The 20,550-nt window shown below is 42.9% G+C and carries 21 protein-coding genes and 2 other annotated features; of the genes, 17 read left to right on the top strand and 4 right to left on the bottom strand.

Features of this window, described 5'->3' with window-relative positions; genetic code table 11:
- Positions 1–11 precede the first annotated feature (11 nt).
- Positions 12–203, bottom strand: a complete 192-nt coding sequence (locus tag ACDZ29_RS02195; protein WP_289315471.1) for a hypothetical protein — start codon at positions 201–203, stop codon at positions 12–14.
- A 238-nt stretch (positions 204–441) separates the two neighbouring features.
- Positions 442–671: a binding site (T-box leader), on the top strand.
- Positions 672–715: 44 nt separating this feature from the next.
- Here ACDZ29_RS02195 and ACDZ29_RS02190 point away from each other — a divergent pair.
- Positions 716–3,367 (top strand): valine--tRNA ligase, encoded by a 2,652-nt coding sequence (locus tag ACDZ29_RS02190; protein WP_375089708.1) that lies wholly within the window; start codon positions 716–718, stop codon positions 3,365–3,367.
- A gap of 80 nt (positions 3,368–3,447) precedes the next feature.
- Here ACDZ29_RS02190 and ACDZ29_RS02185 read toward each other — a convergent pair whose 3' ends face one another.
- Both ACDZ29_RS02185 and ACDZ29_RS02180 read right to left on the bottom strand, forming a co-directional pair.
- Positions 3,448–4,290 carry a RimK family alpha-L-glutamate ligase gene (locus tag ACDZ29_RS02185; protein ID WP_375089706.1) on the bottom strand — a complete coding sequence of 281 codons (843 nt, stop codon included), beginning with the start codon at positions 4,288–4,290 and terminating at the stop codon, positions 3,448–3,450.
- The gene (locus ACDZ29_RS02180; protein ID WP_375089705.1) at positions 4,259–5,200 is read right to left on the bottom strand and encodes a RimK family alpha-L-glutamate ligase; all 942 of its coding nucleotides are present in this window, start codon (positions 5,198–5,200) and stop codon (positions 4,259–4,261) included. Before ACDZ29_RS02180 ends, ACDZ29_RS02185 begins: the two co-directional genes overlap by 32 nt.
- Positions 5,201–5,299: 99 nt before the next feature.
- Here ACDZ29_RS02180 and ACDZ29_RS02175 point away from each other — a divergent pair, with 99 nt between their 5' ends.
- From ACDZ29_RS02175 to minD, 10 genes are all read left to right on the top strand, one after another.
- Positions 5,300–6,583: a bifunctional folylpolyglutamate synthase/dihydrofolate synthase gene (locus ACDZ29_RS02175; RefSeq protein WP_375089704.1), complete on the top strand. Its 1,284-nt coding sequence runs from the start codon at positions 5,300–5,302 to the stop codon at positions 6,581–6,583.
- A gap of 480 nt (positions 6,584–7,063) precedes the next feature.
- Positions 7,064–7,816 (top strand): prepilin peptidase, encoded by a 753-nt coding sequence (locus ACDZ29_RS02170; RefSeq protein ID WP_375089702.1) that lies wholly within the window; start codon positions 7,064–7,066, stop codon positions 7,814–7,816.
- 306 nt (positions 7,817–8,122) lie between these two features.
- The gene (locus ACDZ29_RS02165; protein WP_370015980.1) at positions 8,123–9,091 is read left to right on the top strand and encodes a hypothetical protein; all 969 of its coding nucleotides are present in this window, start codon (positions 8,123–8,125) and stop codon (positions 9,089–9,091) included.
- A gap of 189 nt (positions 9,092–9,280) precedes the next feature.
- Complete coding sequence (locus ACDZ29_RS02160) at positions 9,281–9,850, top strand: nucleoside triphosphate pyrophosphatase (protein WP_289325917.1); 570 nt, start codon at positions 9,281–9,283, stop codon at positions 9,848–9,850.
- Positions 9,851–9,907: 57 nt separating this feature from the next.
- Entirely contained in the window at positions 9,908–10,582 is a 675-nt protein-coding gene (gene radC / locus ACDZ29_RS02155) for a DNA repair protein RadC (RefSeq protein WP_289318324.1), read from the top strand.
- Between the two features lie 148 nt (positions 10,583–10,730).
- Complete coding sequence (locus ACDZ29_RS02150) at positions 10,731–11,750, top strand: rod shape-determining protein (RefSeq protein ID WP_034308871.1); 1,020 nt, start codon at positions 10,731–10,733, stop codon at positions 11,748–11,750.
- A 220-nt stretch (positions 11,751–11,970) separates the two neighbouring features.
- Positions 11,971–12,843, top strand: a complete 873-nt coding sequence (gene mreC / locus ACDZ29_RS02145; RefSeq protein ID WP_289325916.1) for a rod shape-determining protein MreC — start codon at positions 11,971–11,973, stop codon at positions 12,841–12,843.
- Complete coding sequence (gene mreD, locus ACDZ29_RS02140) at positions 12,840–13,358, top strand: rod shape-determining protein MreD (protein ID WP_289325915.1); 519 nt, start codon at positions 12,840–12,842, stop codon at positions 13,356–13,358. The genes mreC and mreD overlap by 4 nt, the downstream gene beginning before the upstream one ends.
- A gap of 115 nt (positions 13,359–13,473) precedes the next feature.
- Positions 13,474–14,157, top strand: a complete 684-nt coding sequence (gene minC, locus ACDZ29_RS02135) for a septum site-determining protein MinC (protein WP_063232834.1) — start codon at positions 13,474–13,476, stop codon at positions 14,155–14,157.
- 2 nt (positions 14,158–14,159) lie between these two features.
- Positions 14,160–14,963: a septum site-determining protein MinD gene (minD, locus tag ACDZ29_RS02130; RefSeq protein ID WP_289315481.1), complete on the top strand. Its 804-nt coding sequence runs from the start codon at positions 14,160–14,162 to the stop codon at positions 14,961–14,963.
- 125 nt (positions 14,964–15,088) lie between these two features.
- Here the strand turns inward: minD and ACDZ29_RS02125 are convergent, their stop codons facing one another.
- Positions 15,089–15,532 carry a S1 domain-containing RNA-binding protein gene (locus ACDZ29_RS02125; protein WP_034308861.1) on the bottom strand — a complete coding sequence of 148 codons (444 nt, stop codon included), beginning with the start codon at positions 15,530–15,532 and terminating at the stop codon, positions 15,089–15,091.
- 281 nt (positions 15,533–15,813) lie between these two features.
- On the opposite strand from ACDZ29_RS02125, the gene ACDZ29_RS02120 reads away from it, so the two are divergent.
- The 6 genes from ACDZ29_RS02120 (at position 15,814) to rpmA (ending at position 20,064) form a co-directional block, all read left to right on the top strand.
- Positions 15,814–16,563, top strand: coding sequence for a peptidoglycan DD-metalloendopeptidase family protein (locus ACDZ29_RS02120; RefSeq protein WP_375089700.1), 750 nt, complete (start codon positions 15,814–15,816; stop codon positions 16,561–16,563).
- Positions 16,556–17,422 (top strand): M50 family metallopeptidase, encoded by an 867-nt coding sequence (locus ACDZ29_RS02115; RefSeq protein WP_370015978.1) that lies wholly within the window; start codon positions 16,556–16,558, stop codon positions 17,420–17,422. Before ACDZ29_RS02120 ends, ACDZ29_RS02115 begins: the two co-directional genes overlap by 8 nt.
- Positions 17,423–17,464: 42 nt before the next feature.
- Positions 17,465–18,934, top strand: coding sequence for an Rne/Rng family ribonuclease (locus tag ACDZ29_RS02110; RefSeq protein WP_375089697.1), 1,470 nt, complete (start codon positions 17,465–17,467; stop codon positions 18,932–18,934).
- A 75-nt stretch (positions 18,935–19,009) separates the two neighbouring features.
- Positions 19,010–19,093, top strand: a sequence feature (ribosomal protein L21 leader region).
- A 13-nt stretch (positions 19,094–19,106) separates the two neighbouring features.
- Positions 19,107–19,415, top strand: a complete 309-nt coding sequence (rplU, locus tag ACDZ29_RS02105) for a 50S ribosomal protein L21 (RefSeq protein ID WP_034308849.1) — start codon at positions 19,107–19,109, stop codon at positions 19,413–19,415.
- A 13-nt stretch (positions 19,416–19,428) separates the two neighbouring features.
- On the top strand, positions 19,429–19,761 hold the full coding sequence (locus tag ACDZ29_RS02100) for a ribosomal-processing cysteine protease Prp (protein ID WP_061464244.1): 333 nt from the start codon (positions 19,429–19,431) through the stop codon (positions 19,759–19,761).
- Positions 19,762–19,773: 12 nt separating this feature from the next.
- A complete protein-coding gene (rpmA, locus tag ACDZ29_RS02095) occupies positions 19,774–20,064 on the top strand; it encodes a 50S ribosomal protein L27 (RefSeq protein ID WP_061143474.1) in 291 nt (96 codons plus the stop codon).
- Positions 20,065–20,550 lie beyond the last annotated feature (486 nt).

Here is a 20,550-nt window from a genome sequence, read left to right as displayed (position 1 = left end):
TAAGGGAATAATTAAATCCATTCGAAATACAAAGACATGGCCAAGAAAATAAAGGCGATTAGCAGGAGCATATCGAAGAAAGTAGGGAAAATCAGCGTACGCAATCCTTGGAATACGACAAAGGGGATGATGAACTGCTGGCAAACACCCCGGAATTTTTTCATCCAAGGCGGTAAAGTATAGGGGGTATATCTTCGCTTCATATTATTACCTTCCTTTTTAGGGCTTCTTATATTCTATGGGCGGGTAGTGGAAAAGGTGAAAAAACGGTCACATTCACTGTTCCTGGAGGATAAAATAAAGAAAATGGCCGGGCAGCGGGATCGAATGCATGTAATGGAATGCTTCCTAAAGAAAGAAAGCGAAAAGATGATTGACTGGAGCCCCATATTTTTTGTACTATATACTATATGCATTCAATGATTTTACATATGAATATAAATCAATGCAAAGACCGGAAATAGTAAGATGAAATGCACTTTTCAGAGAGGAAACCAATTGGTGCGAGGTTTCCAGGCAGCAGCATCCGAAGTCGTCCGCGAGCAGTTTTCGTGAAAGATCTTAAGTAGCGAAGGCCGGTGAAGAGCCGTTATCCGATTTGAGAGCCGAAAGAGATTTTTTACTTTTTCGGAAAAAAGGTGGCACCGCGAACAACTTCCTTCGTCCTTTTGTGATGATGGAAGTTTTTTTTATGCCCAAATAAGGAGGAAATGATATGGAAGAGAACCAAATTTCGATGCCGACTAAATATGATCCGCAGACGATAGAGAAAGGCCGCTACAAATGGTGGCTTGATGGGAAGTTTTTCGAAACGACGGGTGACGATAAAAAAGAACCATACACGATTGTCATCCCCCCGCCGAACGTGACTGGTAAGCTGCATCTTGGCCATGCATGGGATACGACACTTCAAGATATATTGACACGCATGAAAAGGATGCAAGGCTATGATGTTTTATGGTTGCCGGGCATGGATCATGCCGGTATCGCCACTCAAGCGAAAGTTGAACAGAAACTTCGTGCGGAAGGCGTGAGCCGTTATGACCTTGGACGTGAAAAGTTCGTGGAAGAGACATGGAAATGGAAAGAGGAATACGCGAGCCATATCCGTGAACAATGGTCAAAGCTGGGTCTTGGACTTGATTATACCCGTGAGCGCTTCACTCTTGATGAAGGGCTTTCAAAAGCAGTGCGCGAAGTGTTCGTTTCGCTTTATAAGAAGGACTTGATTTATCGCGGCGAATACATCATCAACTGGGATCCATCAACGAAAACGGCGTTATCCGATATCGAGGTTATTTACAAAGATGTACAGGGTGCATTTTACCATATGAAATATCCGTTAGTTGACGGATCAGGTGAAATTGAAATAGCCACCACCCGTCCGGAAACGATGCTTGGCGATACTGCGGTTGCTGTACATCCTGAAGATGATCGGTATAAACACTTGATCGGCAAAAAGGTTCGCTTGCCAATTACAGGCCGGGAAATCCCGATTGTCGGTGATGACTATGTCGATATGGAATTCGGTTCAGGCGCGGTTAAGATTACTCCTGCTCATGATCCGAATGACTTCGAAATCGGGAACCGTCACGATTTGGAGCGCATCCTTGTCATGCATGAAGATGGCTCGATGAATGAAAAGGCCGGTAAATATGAAGGTATGGACCGTTTTGAATGCCGTAAACAAATCGTCAAAGACCTTCAGGAAGAAGGAGTACTCTTCAAAATCGAAGATCACCTTCACTCAGTCGGTCATTCAGAGAGAAGCGGTGCTGTTGTTGAACCATATCTATCGACTCAATGGTTCGTAAAAATGCAGCCTCTAGCTGATGCATCCGTTGATCTTCAAAAAGGATCCGATGAGGAAAAAGTTCATTTCGTACCGGATCGTTTCGAAAAAACGTATCTCCGTTGGATGGAAAATATCCGCGACTGGTGCATTTCCCGTCAGCTTTGGTGGGGTCACCGCATTCCAGCCTGGTACCATAAAGAAACAGGTGAAGTGTATGTAGGACATGAAGAGCCTGCGGATGCTGAAAACTGGGAACAGGATACAGACGTTCTGGATACATGGTTCAGCTCGGCTTTATGGCCGTTCTCGACTATGGGTTGGCCTGACAAAGACAGCATCGATTTCAAACGATACTACCCAACAGGAGCGCTAGTGACAGGCTATGATATCATTTTCTTCTGGGTTTCAAGGATGATTTTCCAAGCACTTGAGTTCACGGGCGAACGTCCATTTGAAGATGTACTGATTCACGGTCTTGTTCGTGACGAACAAGGACGCAAGATGAGTAAATCGCTTGGTAACGGTGTCGATCCGATGGATGTCATCGATCAATACGGTGCCGATTCGCTGCGTTACTTCTTATCAACGGGCAGCTCACCAGGTCAGGACCTTCGTTACAGCACGGAAAAAGTGGAAGCGGTTTGGAACTTCTCCAACAAAATTTGGAACGCATCCCGTTTTGCATTAATGAACATGAATGGCATGACGTATGACGAAATCGATTTAAGCGGTGAAAAATCTGTAGCCGATAAATGGATTTTGACACGTTTGAACGAAACGATTTCAAACGTGACAAGACTCGCTGACCGTTATGAGTTCGGTGAAGTCGGCCGTGTGCTTTACAACTTCATTTGGGATGATTTCTGTGACTGGTATATTGAAATGGCGAAGCTTCCGTTATATGGCGAAGATGAAGCGGCTAAGAAAACGACGCGCTCGATCTTGGCTTATGTACTGGATAATACGATGAGATTGTTGCACCCGTTCATGCCATTCATTACCGAAGAAATCTGGCAGAACCTTCCGCATGAAGGTGAGTCGATCACTGTTGCCGCTTGGCCGGAAGTGAATGAAGGATTGACAGATACAGCTGCAGCCGAGGAAATGAAGCTGCTTGTTGAAATCATCCGCGCCGTCCGTAATATCCGTGCTGAGGTGAACACGCCGCTAAGCAAAAAAATCAATTTGATTTTAAAAGCGAAAGATGAGTCCATCTTAGAAACGTTACAGAAAAACAGCAGTTATATCGAGCGTTTCTGTAATCCTGAACAATTGACGATCGGTATCGAAGTCGAAGAACCTGCTCAAGCCATGACAGCTGTCGTAACTGGCGTAGAACTAATCCTTCCGCTGACAGGGCTGATTAATATCGACGAAGAAGTGAAACGTCTTGAAAAAGAACTCGACAAACTTAATAAAGAAGTTGAACGCGTACAGAAAAAATTAGGCAATGAGGGCTTCGTTAAAAAGGCGCCGGCAAGCGTCATTGAAGAAGAACGTGCCAAAGAAAAAGACTATAGCGAAAAACGCGACTCTGTGATCCACAGGATCAGCGAACTGAAACAACTGTAAAACAAAAGGATGAACCAGCTAATATGCCGGTTCATCCTTTTTTGTGTTGGACGACATTGATTCGAAAATCAAATGTTCCGTTAGGAGGATAGACTTTCTTTTATGAATGTAAGGTACTCCGATACGATATTGATGTCACTTAGTGCACTTAATGTCCGGCTGCCGACTACATCCTCGATTTCGTTGAGCATGAGGCTGCCATCCTCGGCAAATATGAAATCGATCCCGACCAGACCGAAATCAAACGCTTCGATAACTCTTTCTACAAGGGCTAAATCGGAAGCGGTCAGCTCATATATGGAAGCCGATCCCCCTAGCGTATAATTTGCCTTGAAACTTGAAGTGGATTCCCTAATTACAGCAGCCTTCACTTTTTTACCAACTACAAAAACGCGGATATCCTTTCCGAATAAGCCGGGTTTTTGGACAATCCAATTTCCGTCATTCAGTTCGGCCAAATCATCGGCATGCTCGATTAAATATACTTGTTTCCCGCCGCGGCCACGCGTTTCTTTAGCAATGAAAGGGAACTCCATGTCATCGGCATTCGGCTTTCCGTTGCAATATATGGTATCGGCCATTGGAATTCCCATCGAGGCCAAATATTGATGCGTCCTTGCTTTGTCATTCGCGATTTCCGATACGAATGAGGAGTTAAAGCAGGCAATCCCCATTTGCTCCAGTTGCCTTGTTAGAAAAGGATCGATGGCCCGGACGATAGCAAAGTCTGGCAATGCAATTGGCTGAGCTGCATGTTCCACGTACAATTCGTTGGAACGATGACCGATTCTAAGGTCTTCCCGATGGTAAAAGTGTAAATCAAGATCAAGCTTACTGGCTTCGTCAAGCATCCAATCTATGTATCCTTGATTTTTCACGGCATCCTCACGGTTATAAATCAACCAACCTACTTGTTTTTTCATCAGATGCACTTCCCTTTCCTAATTTGTTCAAGATATAATCGAACATGCTCTCAGCGATGTTGATGCCAGTACATTCATAAATATTTAGTAAATGCGAATTCGAATTCACTTCGCACAAAAGCGGACCCTCTTTACCGAACAACAAATCGACGCCAGCGAAGTCGGCGCCTAGTATCTCCGCACAACGGATGGCAAGTTGTGCTTCTTCCCTAGTGGGTGTATAGGGGGCAGCCTGACCACCGACAGTCATATTAGCTCGGAAGTCGTTCTCGGAATGGCGTTGCATCGCTGCTATGACTTGATTGCCGACGACATTCACACGAATATCCCGTCCTTTACTATGTTCGATGAATTCCTGAATGATAAATGGTTTGTGGCCAAGAATACGGATGGTCTTTAGTAACTCATCCTCTGTTTGGATCAAATATACTTGTTCCCCAAAAGAACCGTATGCTTCCTTAACGATAAGTGGATACCCAAGTTCAATACCGATTTGTATGAAGGCATCCATATTGACCCTTTCAATACCTTCGTACGTGAAAGGTGGAAACAAGGTTTTTGGCATCGGTATGCCATGACTGGCCAATGCTTGATGTGTTTTTGCTTTGCTGTCGCAAATATCGATTGCCGTGCTGCTGTTATATACGGGGATGCCGAGCAATTCCAAATGGCGTGCCAAATGAATGTCTTTATCCATGAACAGAACAAAATCAGGCAGCTTATCAAAGGCTCCTTTAATTAGCGGCACTCCTTTTTCGATTATGGGAATAAGATCTGAATTGCGGATAAGGGTTGCTGTGATCTCTTTCCTTTCAGCCGCTTCTTTAATGAAGAAAGCTAAACTGGAAAACTTATCATGCTGTAAATAGCCGTTAACGACAATCCAACAGTGGAGATCTGAAGGTTTCATGGTAAAACACTACCTTTCATCTAGGTTAATCGTTCATATATTGATAAAATAATCTTAACGCATAAGAGCGGTATAAAGAAAGAGGAGGCTCAATGATTAATGGTAACAACCATGAAAGACATCAATCATTTTTTTGAACGGCGCCAAGTTCAATTGGGCATGAATTTTGGCCTATCACGGATGGAAACATTGTTAACTGAATTGGGTGACCCCCATAAGGCGCTAAAGTATATTCACATTGCAGGATCAAACGGGAAAGGATCAACCTTGCAATATATTAAAGAAATCCTTCTTGCTGAAGGGATTCGGGTCGCTTCCTTCACTTCACCATATTTAGTGCGGATGAATGAACAGCTGAAGATAAATGCGGATGAAATAAGTGATAAGGATTTTATCGCTGCCTTCCGCGAGCTGTGGCCGTTCATCCAAGAGATGGACAGTAAGGGGGATGGTCCCACTCAGTTTGAAATATTGACTGCGATGGCATTCTCTTATTTTAGCAAAAAGGAAGTGGATTTGGTTTTGATGGAAACAGGGCTTGGAGGCAGGCTCGATACAACGAATGTCATCCAGCCGTTTCTTTCGATCATTACCTCGATTTCTTTGGAACATACGAGCATCCTGGGTAACACACTTGGGGAAATTGCTTCAGAGAAGGCGGGCATCATTAAAAGCGGGGCGCCGGTCATCAGCGGAGTCAACGCTTGGGAACCAGCAAAAGTAATCGAAGAAAAAGCATCTTCATTAGGCGTACCCCATTACCAATTAGGCAAAGACTTTCATGTAGGGAATGTGAAGCAAAGTGAGCAAGGACAAAGTTTCTCCTTTTCGCTTGCCGATAGGTCCATCGAAAATGTGGAAATGCAGATGTTGGGACGTCATCAAATCGAGAATGCGGCACTGGCCATTGCTGCTGTCCTGGTAGGAATGGAAAATATCGATGAAAAAAGCATCCTTAAAGGGATAGGGGAGGCGAAATGGGAGGGGCGTTTTGAAAAAATATCGGATGAGCCGTTGGTGATCATTGATGGTGCACATAATCCTGCTGGCATCGATGTATTAATGGAAACGCTAAAATTGAATTATCCTGAATATAAGTACCGGTTCATATTCAGTTCATTTAAAGATAAAAATTATTCCCAGATGCTTCGTGGACTGGAAACGGAAACGATTGAAATCATCATTACCGAATTCGAACATGAACGGGCGGCGGATGCGCAAACACTTTATGAAGAATGTCGTCATGAAAATAAAACAATAAATAAGGATTGGCAGACGGCGATAAGGGAAGGCAGAAGAAAAACAGGGGAGAAAGAGGTTCTTGTCATAACAGGTTCCCTTCATTTCCTTTCACTTGTGAGAGGATTTCTATCTGAAAGTTAAAAAATTCAAAGTGGATGATTGATGTGGTACCTCCATAGAGAATGCAAAATGGATAGATGGTGAACAGGTTATTTTTTCTTCTCCATATGCAGAGGCACGATTGGAATTGAACTAGTGATAAATTAACTTACATCAGTAACAGTCTCAAAAAAAGGACCTTTTCAATGGTCCTTTTCCCTTTTTAAGAAGGACAGCTCATTTCATTTAACAGGGACTTCGAAAAAGAAAAAAATCTAATAGAGTGATTGATAACAAAACACCGCGTATATTTGTTAAAATATGTTTATATATTGATTCTGAATAGTAGTTTGGACTTAACGGCTTTAAGCAGAGCCGGGTAGGGAAAATGAAATATGGGAGGAATGAATAATCATGAAGAACCCAAATGATTATTACAAAGTCGCATATCCTGTGAAAGGAATGGGACATGACCTTAGAGATACAACGAAAGTGAATCGAATCCTCGTGCACTCTGTATAAATGATGGGTATCCATTTTTATCTCTTCGTCCTGGGCTTAATTTTAGGCTCATTCTTTAACGTCGTCGGTTTAAGTGTTCCAGCAAATAATCCATTTGCGAATCGTCGCTCCGCTTGCCCATCTTGTGGGCGTACATTGACCTTCTTCGAGTTGATACCGGTTATTTCTTATATGTTGCAAGACGGAAAATGCCGGGGCTGTAAAGCAAGGATTTCCCCCCTTTATCCGGTAGTGGAATTGCTGACCGGTGTTTTGTTTGCCTCAGTTCCCATATTTCTTGGCTGGTCGGGTGAACTCTGGGTTGCCTGGACATTGATTTCATTATTTATGATCATCTTGGTGTCTGATGTAGCCTATATGCTCATACCTGATAAAATACTGCTTTTCTTTACGGTGATTTTTATGGTTTTAAGGGTTTCATTTCCGCTGTCACCCTGGTGGGATTCAATTTTCGGTGCAGCGGTTGGTTTTAGCCTTCTGCTATTAATCGCTGTTGTGAGTAAGGGGGGCATGGGTGGCGGTGATATTAAGCTCTTTGCAGTGATTGGCTTTGCATTGGGGATGAAGATGGTCCTGTTATCATTCCTTTTTGCGTGCTTTTATGGGGCATTCCTTGGCATTATAGGGTTGCTAACCGGAATTCTAAAAAAGAAAACGCTGATTCCTTTCGGTCCGTATATCGTTTTTGGGACATTGACTGCCTATTTTTGGGGCGACTCCATTTTATATTGGTATGTAACTTTTCTAAGATGAGCTTAAAGGACCATCACAGTTTACGGGGAATTTGTCAAAAATCACCTGAACAATGAGGCAGTAGGGAACTATCCCCATGCGGCTGCAAGTGAAGGTGACATGGAAGAGGAATGCATGTAATTGTTGAGAGGCGATATTAAAATGTTATGAACCAGAAGTACCAGTACCTGGAAGGCCCTTTTGGTTAACGGGATATGAATAGGGAAATTTGACGAAACCTATTAATGACAAGACGACAAAAGTCTTGTTATTTTTTTTTACCTCTATGATAGGATGAAAAAAATGACCTGGAGAGGAGGAAAAAAATTGGGCAAGCCGGAACAAAGCAAGGGCGTCACGATTAAAATAAATGGGGAAGAAAAAGTATTTGCCGATAAAAAGATTGAAAGTCAAGAGGCGGCGAGTGAGGAACAGGAACATCCAGATGAGAGTTTCGAATGGATACTCCCTGAGGATTCAAATGAGAACAAGATCGTATTGGTTCCCACACCTCCAAAGAAGAAATTGCCAAAGCTGATCGGTTTTGGTACCAGTTCGCTGAAAAGCTCGGATAAAAGACCGATTAAGACATTCATGATCGCCGTCATTTGTGCTGTTTTTTTTGGGTCGATTCTTGGCTTGATTGCCGTTAAAACGATAACAAAGGAAAAAGCCGCAGTATCTTCGGTCGAGACCACGATTCCAACGGAAGCTACTGTTGAGGATAAAAAAGCGGCAGTGAAAGAACCAGGTACCCAGCTGAAGACATTCCTTGTACAGGGAGGTGTATTCAGCAGCGAGGATGCGGCAAGGCAAATACAAAAGAAAATCATTGAAAAGCAGGTTCCAGCTGAAATTTTCAAATTGGAAGACAGCTATTATTTATTCTTGGGATCGGCAGAGAGTCTAGTTGCAAGTAAGGAGCTGGCCTTGTTCTTAAAGTCCTATGATGTGGACGTATATTGGAAGGAAATCAATTTTGAAGCTGCTGGGACAAGCCAGGAAGATGAGAAAACCCTCGACAAGATGAAGGAAGTATATGCTTCATTGGCAGAAACATCTTCAACCAAGCTTCGTGGAAAGGAAGGGACGGTAAACGAAGAAACCCTGAAAAAAAACATGGATGAACTGAAGGCGGGGAAATTATCGCCGGAGTTTTCGAATTTGAACGATGACTTGACTGCTGCGGCAAAGTCGATTGATGAATATGAGACTTCCAAAAAGGAAGAAAAGCTATTCAAGGCTCAAGAAAGTCTTCTTGATTTTTTATTGAATTACCAAAACATATCGAGTTAAGTAAAGAAAAAGGGGAGCTGCCTAATGGGACAAGCTCCCTTTTTGAACTCTCAGGTTACACTTTTTTTATTCTCCGGGAAATACTTACAGATATTTGTCGATTCCTAGTAAACAATAATTGTGGATTGCACCATAATTTGATAGGATAGATATGTATCTCCCTATGTAAAGAAAGGTGACTTTTTTATTATGCAGCCATTGATTTTAGCTTCTTCATCACCACGTCGTAAAGAACTTCTACAATTTCTTCAAATCCCCTTTGAATGCATGAATTCCAATGTCGATGAAAGTATTGATGAAAACATGTGTCCGGATGCTGCTGTGAAAGAGCTGGCCTCCCGTAAAGCGGAAGCCATCTCAGCAAAATTTCAGGAAAGCTGGGTTATCGGCTCGGATACCGTTGTTGTCCTTGATGGTGAGATATTGGGTAAGCCCACAAGCCGGGCGGATGGAAAAAGAATGCTGGAAATGCTATCAGGACGGACACATGAAGTATACACTGGTGTCGCCATCCTATTCGGCAGGCATCGCAGAGTATTCGCAGAAAAAACGGAAGTGACATTTTGGGAGTTGCCAGATGCTGAAATCGAACGTTATCTGGATAGCGGTGAACCCTTTGACAAAGCTGGCGGCTATGGGATTCAAGGATACGGATCTCTTCTTGTCGAACAGATCAAAGGCGACTATTTCTCTGTCGTCGGGCTTCCGGTTTCAAGACTGGCCCGGGAACTTAAAGCAATGCAGGCAGACTTAGGATAATGGATTTCCTCTGGCATCTTCCCTTTCTAAGGAAGGGTGGATCTTTTGAGTGAAAAAATGTTAATACGGGATTACCCGAAAGAAGAGAGGCCGCGCGAAAGGTTTTTGCAGGACGGACCGCAAAGTCTCTCCAATCAAGAATTGCTTGCACTGCTCTTGAGGACGGGATCGAGGGAAGAATCCGTTCTGCAACTATCCGGCAGGCTCATCAATTCCTTCAAGGGCCTGCGCCTGCTAAAAGAAGCTTCAGTGGAAGAACTGACCGTGATGAAAGGGATTGGTGAAGCGAAAGCGATTCAAATCCTGGCCTCTGTCGAACTTGGCAGGAGAATTAATAAATTGAATGATCAAGACCGTTATGTGATTCGATCTCCTGAAGATGGGGCCAATTATTGCATGGAAGAAATGCGGTTCTTGTCACAGGAACATTTCGTCTGTCTCTATTTAAATACGAAAAATCAAGTGCTACAAAAAACTACGGTCTTCATCGGCAGCCTCAATGCCTCAATCGTGCATCCGCGTGAGGTTTTTAAAGAAGCTTTCAGAAGGTCCGCTGCCTCTATCATCTGTCTTCATAACCACCCCTCCGGAGACCCCTCTCCCAGCAGAGAAGATATTGAAGTGACGAAAAGATTAGTCGAATGTGGTAAAATTATCGGGATCGAAGTATTGGACCATATCATTATCGGGGAACATAAATATGTTAGTTTGAAGGAAAAAGGTTATTTATGACACTATCAAAATTTTTGACGATACGATATAATATTGTTTATGATTTTTAAAAGAGGAAACTTTTTCAAAACTCTTATTGTCAAAAAACGACAAATTATTATTTGAACTTATAAAAAGGCATTTTTGTTTACGAAAGGGAGATACCATAATGTTTGGAATTGGCGCTAGAGATATAGGGATTGATTTAGGAACGGCGAATACGCTTGTATATGTAAAAGGAAAAGGGATTGCTGTACGTGAACCATCGGTTGTAGCTGTGCAAACAGATACAAAGCAAATCGTTGCAGTCGGAAACGATGCGAAAAACATGATTGGCCGTACACCTGGTAACGTGGTTGCCCTTCGCCCGATGAAGGATGGGGTAATTGCCGATTATGAAACGACGGCTACCATGATGAAGTACTATATGAAGGAAGCTCAAAAGAAGGGCGTATTCGGCAACAAGCCATATGTCATGATTTGTGTGCCTTCTGGAATTACGGCAGTTGAGCAGCGTGCTGTCATCGATGCAGCTAGACAAGCTGGAGCCCGTGATGCATACCCTATCGAAGAACCGTTTGCAGCAGCGATCGGGGCGGACCTTCCTGTTTGGGAACCTACAGGCAGCATGGTCGTTGATATCGGCGGAGGAACAACGGAAGTGGCAATCATTTCCCTTGGCGGAATCGTAACAAGCCAATCCATCCGTATTGCCGGTGACGAAATGGATGATGCCATCATCGTTTACATCCGTAAGAACTACAATTTGATGATCGGTGAGCGTACTGCTGAAGCGATTAAAATGGAAATTGGTTCTGCTGGAGACACGGAAGGCGTAGAAAACATGGAAATTCGCGGCCGTGACCTATTGACTGGATTACCGAAAACGATCGAAATTACTGCTGAGGAAATATCCAAAGCATTAAGCGACACAGTTTCCGCAATTGTGGATTCCGTGAAAAACACTTTAGAGAAAACACCACCTGAATTAGCCGCTGACATCATGGACAGAGGTATTGTATTGACAGGCGGGGGTGCTTTGCTGCGCAATTTGGATAAAGTCATCAGTGAAGAAACGCAAATGCCGGTAATCATCGCTGAAAATCCGCTGGATTGTGTTGCAATCGGAACGGGTAAAGCTTTGGACCACATTCATTTGTTCAAGACTAAATCAAGAGATTCCCGATAAGCATTACTTCTCAAATAGGGCCGGCTCAACAAAAGGTGCAATTTTGAGCCGGTTTTTCTTATGTTTTGTTGTTTAATTTAACTGTTCTTTGGTCTGGATGAACAAGATAATTGAGTAAATTTTAGACCATTAAGTGAATTTTAGACCATTGAGTAAATTTTAGACCATTGAGTAAATTTTTAGACCATGGAGTAAATTTTTAGATAGAGGTGCAATTATCATGCCACAGTTTTTTAATAAAAAGCTCCTTCTCTTGCTCGTTAGTATTATCGTTCTCGTGGCATTGATCGGTTTTTCATTAAGAGAAAGAGAAGAGTTGACATGGCCGGAGCAATTCCTGAAAGATACGACAGGCTGGGTCGGAAATGTGTTTAATAAGCCAGTATCGGGTATAACAGGTTTTGTAGGGGGCTTAAAAGACCTTCAACATACATACGATGAAAACAAAAAATTGAAAGCCCGCTTGGATGAATATGTATTATTGAAAACCCAAGTCCAAGATTTAAAAGAAGAAAATGAAGAACTTCGCGATAACCTCAAAAAAGAAGATGACCTGCGGAAGTATTCGCCCACTCAGGCGACGGTCATCGGACGTAATCCTGACCGCTGGCATGAAATGCTGACGATTAATAAAGGGAAGCGTAATGGGGTAGAAAAAAATATGGCTGTCATCACTTCCAATGGATTAGTGGGTAAGGTGAAATCAGCGACGGATTTCACCGCTTCGGTTCAACTCTTAAGTTCGATCGATAAAGCCAATCGTGTTTCAGCCATCGTTCAAGGCGATGATAAAGCATATGGCTTGATTGAAGGATTCGATGATAAGAAGAACCTTTTGCTGATGAAACGTATTCCTTACGATAAAAAGATCAAGAAAAATTCATTGGTCATCACATCCGGTTATGGAGGGATTTTTCCGAAAGGTCTGCTGATCGGGAAGGTTGTCGATGTCAAAGTGGATCAATATGGGTTGAACCAGACCGCATATATTGAACCTTCGACGGATTTTTATGATATTAACAATGTTATGGTCGTTCAGCGCGAAGTGGACGGTGCACCGAAAGAAAGTGAAGGGGAGGATGAAGCTGAGTGAAATATTTCATCCTTTCTTTTATAGCCTTGGTTTTTTTTGTTTTTGAAAGCATCTTCGCCCAGATGTTCGCTGGAGATGCATTCGGGGCCGATAAAATCCTCGTGCCCCATTTCATGATGGTTTTCGTTTTTTTCCTGACCATGTTCGGGTCCAGGAAAATGGGTATGCTTTATGGGGCGATTCTTGGGTTGACTTATGATGTCGTATATACGGAAATCCTTGGGACTTACATGTTCCTGCTGCCTTTTCTTGCCTATCTGATATCGAAATGCATGAAAATCCTGCAAAATAATATATTGATTGCCTGCCTTACTGCGTTTTTATTCACGGCAGTTTTAGAGGTTGTCATCTTTCAGATGAATATCATCCTTTCTTTTGCAGATATGGGATTTGGTGAATTTGCGGAACGAAGATTGCTGCCGACATTATTATTGAATCTCGCATTCATTATTATCAGTTGCTACCCTTTAAAGAGAATGATTGAAAAGCTTGATTTACAGGGAGAAACGGAATAACGTTTCCGTGTCTTAAGAAGCAGGAGGAAATGTATTTTCTCTATTCCGTGTACGTAGAAAAAGGAAATTTGTTTTCCTATGTCGAATTATATTTCATTGAGGTGAAACAAACGTCATGAATAAAAGAATTCAGCAAAATGTCATGATTAAGGGAACAAAAGACGGGTTTATGCTTCATCTCGATGATTCTTGCTCATTTTCCGAGTTATTGAAAGAGTTAGAAGTGAAGCTTTCGGCAAACTATCAGTTTCAAGAAAATGACCCGTCCATTTCCGTAAAAGTACATACAGGGAACCGCTATCTTGATGAACAACAAGAAGAAAAGATTAAAGAGGTCATCCATAAAAAGAAGAAGCTTTTCGTAGATGAGATGATTTCGAATGTCCTGACGAAGGATGAAGCGAAACGATGGAAAGATGAAAACCAAGTGACGACCGTGACCAAGGTGATAAGGTCGGGACAGGTTTTTGAAGTTCCCGGAGACTTACTGCTAATAGGGGATGTCAATCCCGACGGAACGGTTCGTGCGGGTGGCAACATATATATCATGGGACAGCTAAAAGGAATAGCCCATGCCGGATATAAAGGGAATAATGAGGCCATTATAGCTGCCTCTGTCATGAAGCCTGCCCAGCTGCGCATTGCCGGACAAGTGAATTTATCTCCTGACCAATATACGAAATGGGGACATGACTTGGAATGTGCCTTCATGGATGAAGAAGAAAATATCATAATAGAAAAACTGCAAGTCTTAAAGAAATATAGACCTAATTTAAATAGATTAGAAGGGGGTCTCTAATCGTGGGAGAGGCAATAGTTATAACATCCGGTAAGGGTGGTGTCGGGAAAACGACCACCTCCGCCAATTTAGGAACATCTTTAGCTCTTCTAGGCAAAAAGGTTTGCTTGATTGATACGGATATTGGTCTTCGGAACTTGGATGTGATCATGGGATTGGAAAATCGCATCATCTATGATTTGGTCGATGTGGTCGAAGGGCGCTGTAAGATACACCAAGCGCTTATTAAAGATAAACATTTCGAGGATTTGCTTTATTTGCTTCCAGCTCCACAAAATAGTGATAAATCAGCGGTTGATGAAGAGCAGATGAGGAAACTCATAAGTGATATGAAGCCTGACTATGATTATATCATCATTGATTGCCCTGCAGGCATTGAACAGGGCTTCAGGAATGCCATAGCTGGGGCAGACAAAGCGATCATCGTTACGACTGCAGAGAGACCGGCTGTCAGGGATGCAGACCGTATCATTGGCCTGCTTGAAAAAGAAGAGCATATTGAACCGCCTCAATTGATCATCAACCGGATACGTGGCCATTTGCTTCATGAGGATGAAGAAATGGATATCGATGGAGTTGCCGATTTTCTTAAAATTGATTTGATCGGCGTCATTCCTGATGATGACCAAGTCATTGTGGCAGCGAATAAAAAGGAACCCATTGCCTATAATCCGGACAATAGAGTCTCGCTTGCCTATCGGAACATTGCCAGGAGGATCCTTGGTGAATCTGTACCCTTGACTCCAATTGGCGGCGAACCTAAAGGCTTCATGTCCAAATTGAAAAAATTCTTTAGCGTGCGGTAAATCTATATTCCTTATTAAGAAGCGGGAGCACTTGATGCCCTCGCTTTTTTTTATGCTGAACATGTAAAATAAAAAAGGCAAGCCATATCCTGGCTTGCCTTATCCATATGCTGAAATCCAACGGGTTATCCGCGTCTTCCGCCTCTGCCGCCGCGTTTTGATTCGGTGCTGCGTTTAAGAGTCGATAAATTTTCTTCACTAGTCTTTAAAAAGCGAACCATTTTATCTTCGAAATTTTCCTTTGGTTGGAAATTACCTTTTGAACGAAAATCTTTAGAACGGCTATCCCCTTGGCGTGGTGGGCGTTTGGTATAAGAAGAGGTTTGCCCTTCGGGTCTATCTATAGCCTTTTTGATGGACAAGGCAGTTTTTCCGTCTTTCTCACTAATCACTTTTACTTCAATTTGGTCGCCTACTTTAAGATGGTCATTTACGTCTTTTACATAGCTATCTGCTACCTCACTGATATGCACAAGACCTGTTGAGCCTCCTGGTAATTCTACGAATGCTCCAAAATTAGTGATACCTGTTACTTTACCTTGTACTTTGCTGCCTATTTCGATTGACATAAAAAAATGTTCCCCCTCAATAATGTTAAAACCACTTTATTATAACAAATTCAGGGGAACAATATCAATTGGATTTTTCCCCAATTATTCGTTTTTCTGAATCGATGCCCAAATCACCTTGGGAATTCATAAGTTTCTGGTTAATTTTTCATCAAAAAAATATTTTTCTGTCAATAAATTCAGGGGTGTGCAGAAAGAAATTCTTTTCTCCGGCATAGTCTGGACAAGATACTCATACGTTGTAATATAGCGCTTTGACATGAGCAGGGGGGAGATCTGGAATGGATGATCGCAGGAAAGATATCCGTAATCGTATCGCCAAGAGACGTAAGTTTAAGGATAATCCGGCAGGAAGCAGTAGTTGGACGGAGATCAACAATGAGGAACCATATGGGATTGATTCATATAATGGGTATTCCGAGAAAGATCATCCGCTCTTCAAGAAAGAATATTTTTTCTTTAAAATCCTTGCCAGTGTATGCCTGTTCCTGATTATCGCGGTGATGTTCAAACACCCTTCTGTGCGGCTCGACCCTGCCAGAAGTTTTGTCACGGAGAACATGAACAAGGAATTTCAGTTCGCTTCAATCTCCAATTGGTACGAAAGTGCATTTGGTAAACCGATCGCTTTCTTACCGAATGAAGCTGATACGGAAACTGTCGACTCGGGTGAAGGCTATGCAATGCCAGCATCTGCGAAGATTACCCAAACCTTCGAAACGAACGGTGAGGGTATCATATTGGAAACGAGCAAAGGCTCGAAGGTCGAGGCAGTCAATGAAGGGGTAGTCATTTTTGCCGGTGAAAAGGAGGGGATTGGAAAGACGGTCGTCATTCAGCATGCCAACAAAAGTGAATCTTGGTATGGGCAGCTGGAAGAGATTGATGTGAAATTGTATGAGTTCGTTAAAAAGGGCAATGAAGTCGGACAGGTTACAGTAAGTGAAGATGGATCCAAGGGCAGATTTTATTTAGCGATAAAAGAAAATGACGCTTTCGTCGATCCTAAAAAGGTGATTTCCTTTGAGTGAATACGTGAAGTTACTGTTTAAAGTCAGGGTGCACCCGACATTGTGGTTTGTCATTGGAATTGCCATCCTCACTGCTCATTTCGTTGAAGTGATGATGCTTCTGCTCATCGTCTTCATTCATGAGATGGGGCATGCCGTTTGTGCCCAGCACTTCAAATGGCGGATAAAGTCAATCCAGCTGCTTCCTTTTGGAGGGGCTGTCGAGACTGAGGAGTATGGTAATAAGAGTTTGAAGGAGGATTTGGCGGTGGTGCTTGCCGGTCCGCTTCAACATGTTTGGCTCATTGGTGCAGCTTTTTTGCTCTATTTCTTTTCTATTATTCCCTATGAGCTGTATCAGCCCTTTTTGTATATGAATCTTATGCTGTTGGTTTTTAATTTGCTGCCTATTTGGCCTTTGGACGGGGGACGGCTGCTATTCATCGGTATTTCCCTATATTGCACCTTTCTTGAAGCGCAGAAACATACACTTCATTTTTCTGCAGTATTCGCTTTCCTGGCTTTTTTGACCTGGCTCATTCTTGATCCGCTCAATTTGAACATCTGGCTCATCATCTTTTTCATAAGTCTCTCACTCGTCATGGAATGGCGGCAGCGGTATTATGCGTTTATCCGCTTTCTTTTGCAGCGCCATTACGGGCATACGAATGATTTGGCAAAACTGAAGCCGATCTCGGTAGATTCACAAGAACCGATTTATAAAGTGCTGGAACTGTTCCAACGCGGATGTAAACACCCCGTCATCATCACGAAAAACGGGAAAGAGAGCGGTTCGTTGGATGAAACGGAGATCCTTCATGCCTATTTTTCCGAAAAAATGACAAACGGGAAAATCGGCGACCTATTATATTCTTATTAAATATGTTATCCTTTCTTCAAATTGAGGAGAGGATTTTTTTTGATGAAAAAGATGATCGCGAACCTAGCTTCACGCGAAAAAAGAGTGGCCGTACTTGAGAATGGTGTTTTACGTAAACTTGAAATCATGCCGCCCCACCAGCGCAGTACGGTCGGTAATATTTATCTTGGGAAAGTGACGAAGGTGTTACCGGGTATGGATGCCGTCTTCATTGATTATGGTGCAGAGAAGAATGGTTTTTTACACCGTGACGAGATTCCCTCTTTCCAGCTGACAAAAAAAAGCGATGGGAAAGCATCCATCGGTCAATATGTCCGTCAAGGAGAAAAGCTGCTCGTTCAGGTGACCCGGGATGAAACGGGCACAAAAGGAGCTAAATTGACAGGGCTGATCGAGTTTTCAACGGATTCCCTCGTATACATACATGGAATGGATTATGTTGGCGTTTCAAAGAAATTCAAAAACGATGATCTGCATCAGCGGTGGCGGGAAACGGCCTTACAATATAAAAAGCCTGATGAGGGATTGATTGTCCGCACCTCGATGGAGAACGAAAGCGAAACGGTCTTCCTGGACAGGTTAACCATATTGCGGGATCTCTTTAAAGGACTTGAACTAAAGGCTGCGTCGGTCAAGGCCCCGTCCCTTCTCTATGAGAGGGACACATACCTTGACATGATCATTTCTGAAATGTCGGGAACGGCTACCGGGGAACTTGCCGTCGATGATTTCGAGGCCTATCAGGAATTGAAAAAATGGGTACAGGAAAACGGTAAGGAGTGGGAAATATCCCATGAATCGGGTAAGAATATTTTTTCCGAATGGAATGTGGAAGCGCAAGTGGAGAAACTGGCCAAGAAAATTGTCTGGCTTGATAATGGTGGATATTTAATTTTTGAAGAAACGGAAGCTTTCACCGTAATCGATGTCAATTCAGGTAAGTTCACCGGTAAGGTGGCGAAGGAAGCAACATTGTTTGCGGTGAATCAGGCTGCTGCAAAAGAGGTCGCCCGTCAATTGAGATTGAGGAATATCAGCGGAATCATCTTGATAGATTTCATCAATATGGACCAATCGCGACATGCACAAGAAATCATCGACATCGTCAAAAAGGAAGCGGCGAGGGATGAGAAGCGGGTCCAGGTCATCGGCTTTACGGAACTGGGGATTTTACAATTGACGAGAAAGCGAACGTCCCCGTCTTTAAGTGAAATGATGACGGTGCCGTGCCCCGTGTGCAGCGGAAGCGGTAAAATCGAGAGCCCTGAAACGGTGGCTTTCCGGTTGGAACGTGACCTGCTGGAACACCGGAAGACGGATGATGAAGCGGTCTGGGTGGAGGTCAGTAAGGCGGTGGCGGACGTGCTTCTTGGTGAAAAGGAATCATACCGGCCGACACTGGAGGATTTGATCGCTAAAAAGTTATTTCTATCTTTAATCCCCGGTTCCAGTAATACCTATTCCATCAAGCGTTTCGGGAGCATTCAGGAAATCGGGCGGGCTTTCGAATGAAGGACGGGAATTCTTACAAATATATTGACAGCCATTCCAGTTTCATGTTAGGATTTTAATGTTATGTTTGTAGCACCCGTGCTACAACCGCTCAACAACAGGTCATAAGCTTTTGCCTTTCTGGTAAAACGCCTGTGATTGGCGAGTCTGAGACATTTAAGGAGGTGCAAGTATGTACGCAATTATCGAAACTGGCGGTAAACAAATTAAAGTAGCAGCTGGCGAAGCGGTTTACATTGAAAAATTAAACGCAGAAGCAGGCGAAACTGTTACATTTGACAAAGTTTTATTCGTAGGTGGCGAAGACGTGAAAGTCGGTGCTCCACTAGTTGAAGGCGCTACTGTAACAGGTACTGTCGAAAAACAAGGTAAGCAAAAGAAAATCACTGTTTTCAAATACAAAGCGAAGAAAAACAATCGTAAAAAACAAGGTCATCGTCAACCATACACAAAAGTTGTTATCGAAGCAATCAACGCGTAAGGGCTGATTCTAGATGATTAAAGTTGTCTTTGACGCTCCGCAGGAACGGATTACTTCGTTCACTTTAAGCGGACATGCTAATTTTGCTAAAAAAGGTTCTGATATCGTTTGTGCAGGTGTATCGGCTGTTTCCTTCGGGGCAGTCAATGCGATCATGTCCTTAACGGACGTAGAGCCTGAGATTGAGCAAGGGAGGGAAGGCGGCTATCTTCGCTGCGTCATTCCGGGGAATCTTTCGCCGGAATCGGAAGAGAAGGTTCAGCTCCTTTTGAACAGTATGCTCATATCTTTGCAAACCATCGAACGTGATTATGGTAAATACATGAAAATTATCCTCAACCAATAGGAGGTGGAACAAATGTTAAGATTAAATCTTCAGTTCTTCGCTTCGAAAAAAGGAGTAGGTTCTACAAAGAACGGACGTGACTCAATCTCTAAGCGTCTTGGCGCTAAACGTGCAGATGGTCAATTCGTTTCTGGTGGTTCTATCCTTTACCGTCAACGCGGAACAAAAATCTATCCTGGTGAGAACGTAGGCCGTGGTGGAGACGATACTCTATACGCTAAAGTAGACGGTGTTGTTAAATTCGAACGTTTCGGACGTGACCGTAAAAAAGTAAGCGTATATCCAGTAGCACAAGAAGCATAATTGGCATCTTTGAACAGAGGCTGACTCAAAAGGGTCTGATTCCTTCTACGAGACACTATATACCGCGTCATTTTTAATAATGGTATGTGATATAGTGAAGAAGGGGTCCGGCCCTTTATTTATACTATAGGAACGATAAATAACCAGCATTTTGCAGGAGACTTTAGTCATTAGTATAAGGAAAACAACCTCTGACTTAAAAAAGGCTCGCCAATCGGCGGGCTTTCTTAAACTTTCAGGGGGAAAATCCAAGATTACTCTTCCATCCCATTTGGTTTAACCAAATAGACAGTCCACTTCAACTATAATATCTCCAATTGGTGCATAAAAAAGGCCCATTCTCTTTTTTAGTTCAAATGGCTCTACCATCGTCCAAAGAACTCAGGGTGTGTGGCTGTATTTTTTGGACGGGGGCTTTCATGTGAAGGCATGTGAATCGAGCTTCATTTCCTGTTTGTTGTTTTTTTGATATACTGTACAAATGGA

The organism is Peribacillus sp. RS7 (assembly GCF_041956845.1).
GTDB lineage: Bacteria > Bacillota > Bacilli > Bacillales > DSM-1321 > Peribacillus.
The sequence above is the reverse complement of the archived record's forward strand: the minus strand, read 5'-3'. Positions and strand labels throughout refer to the sequence as shown.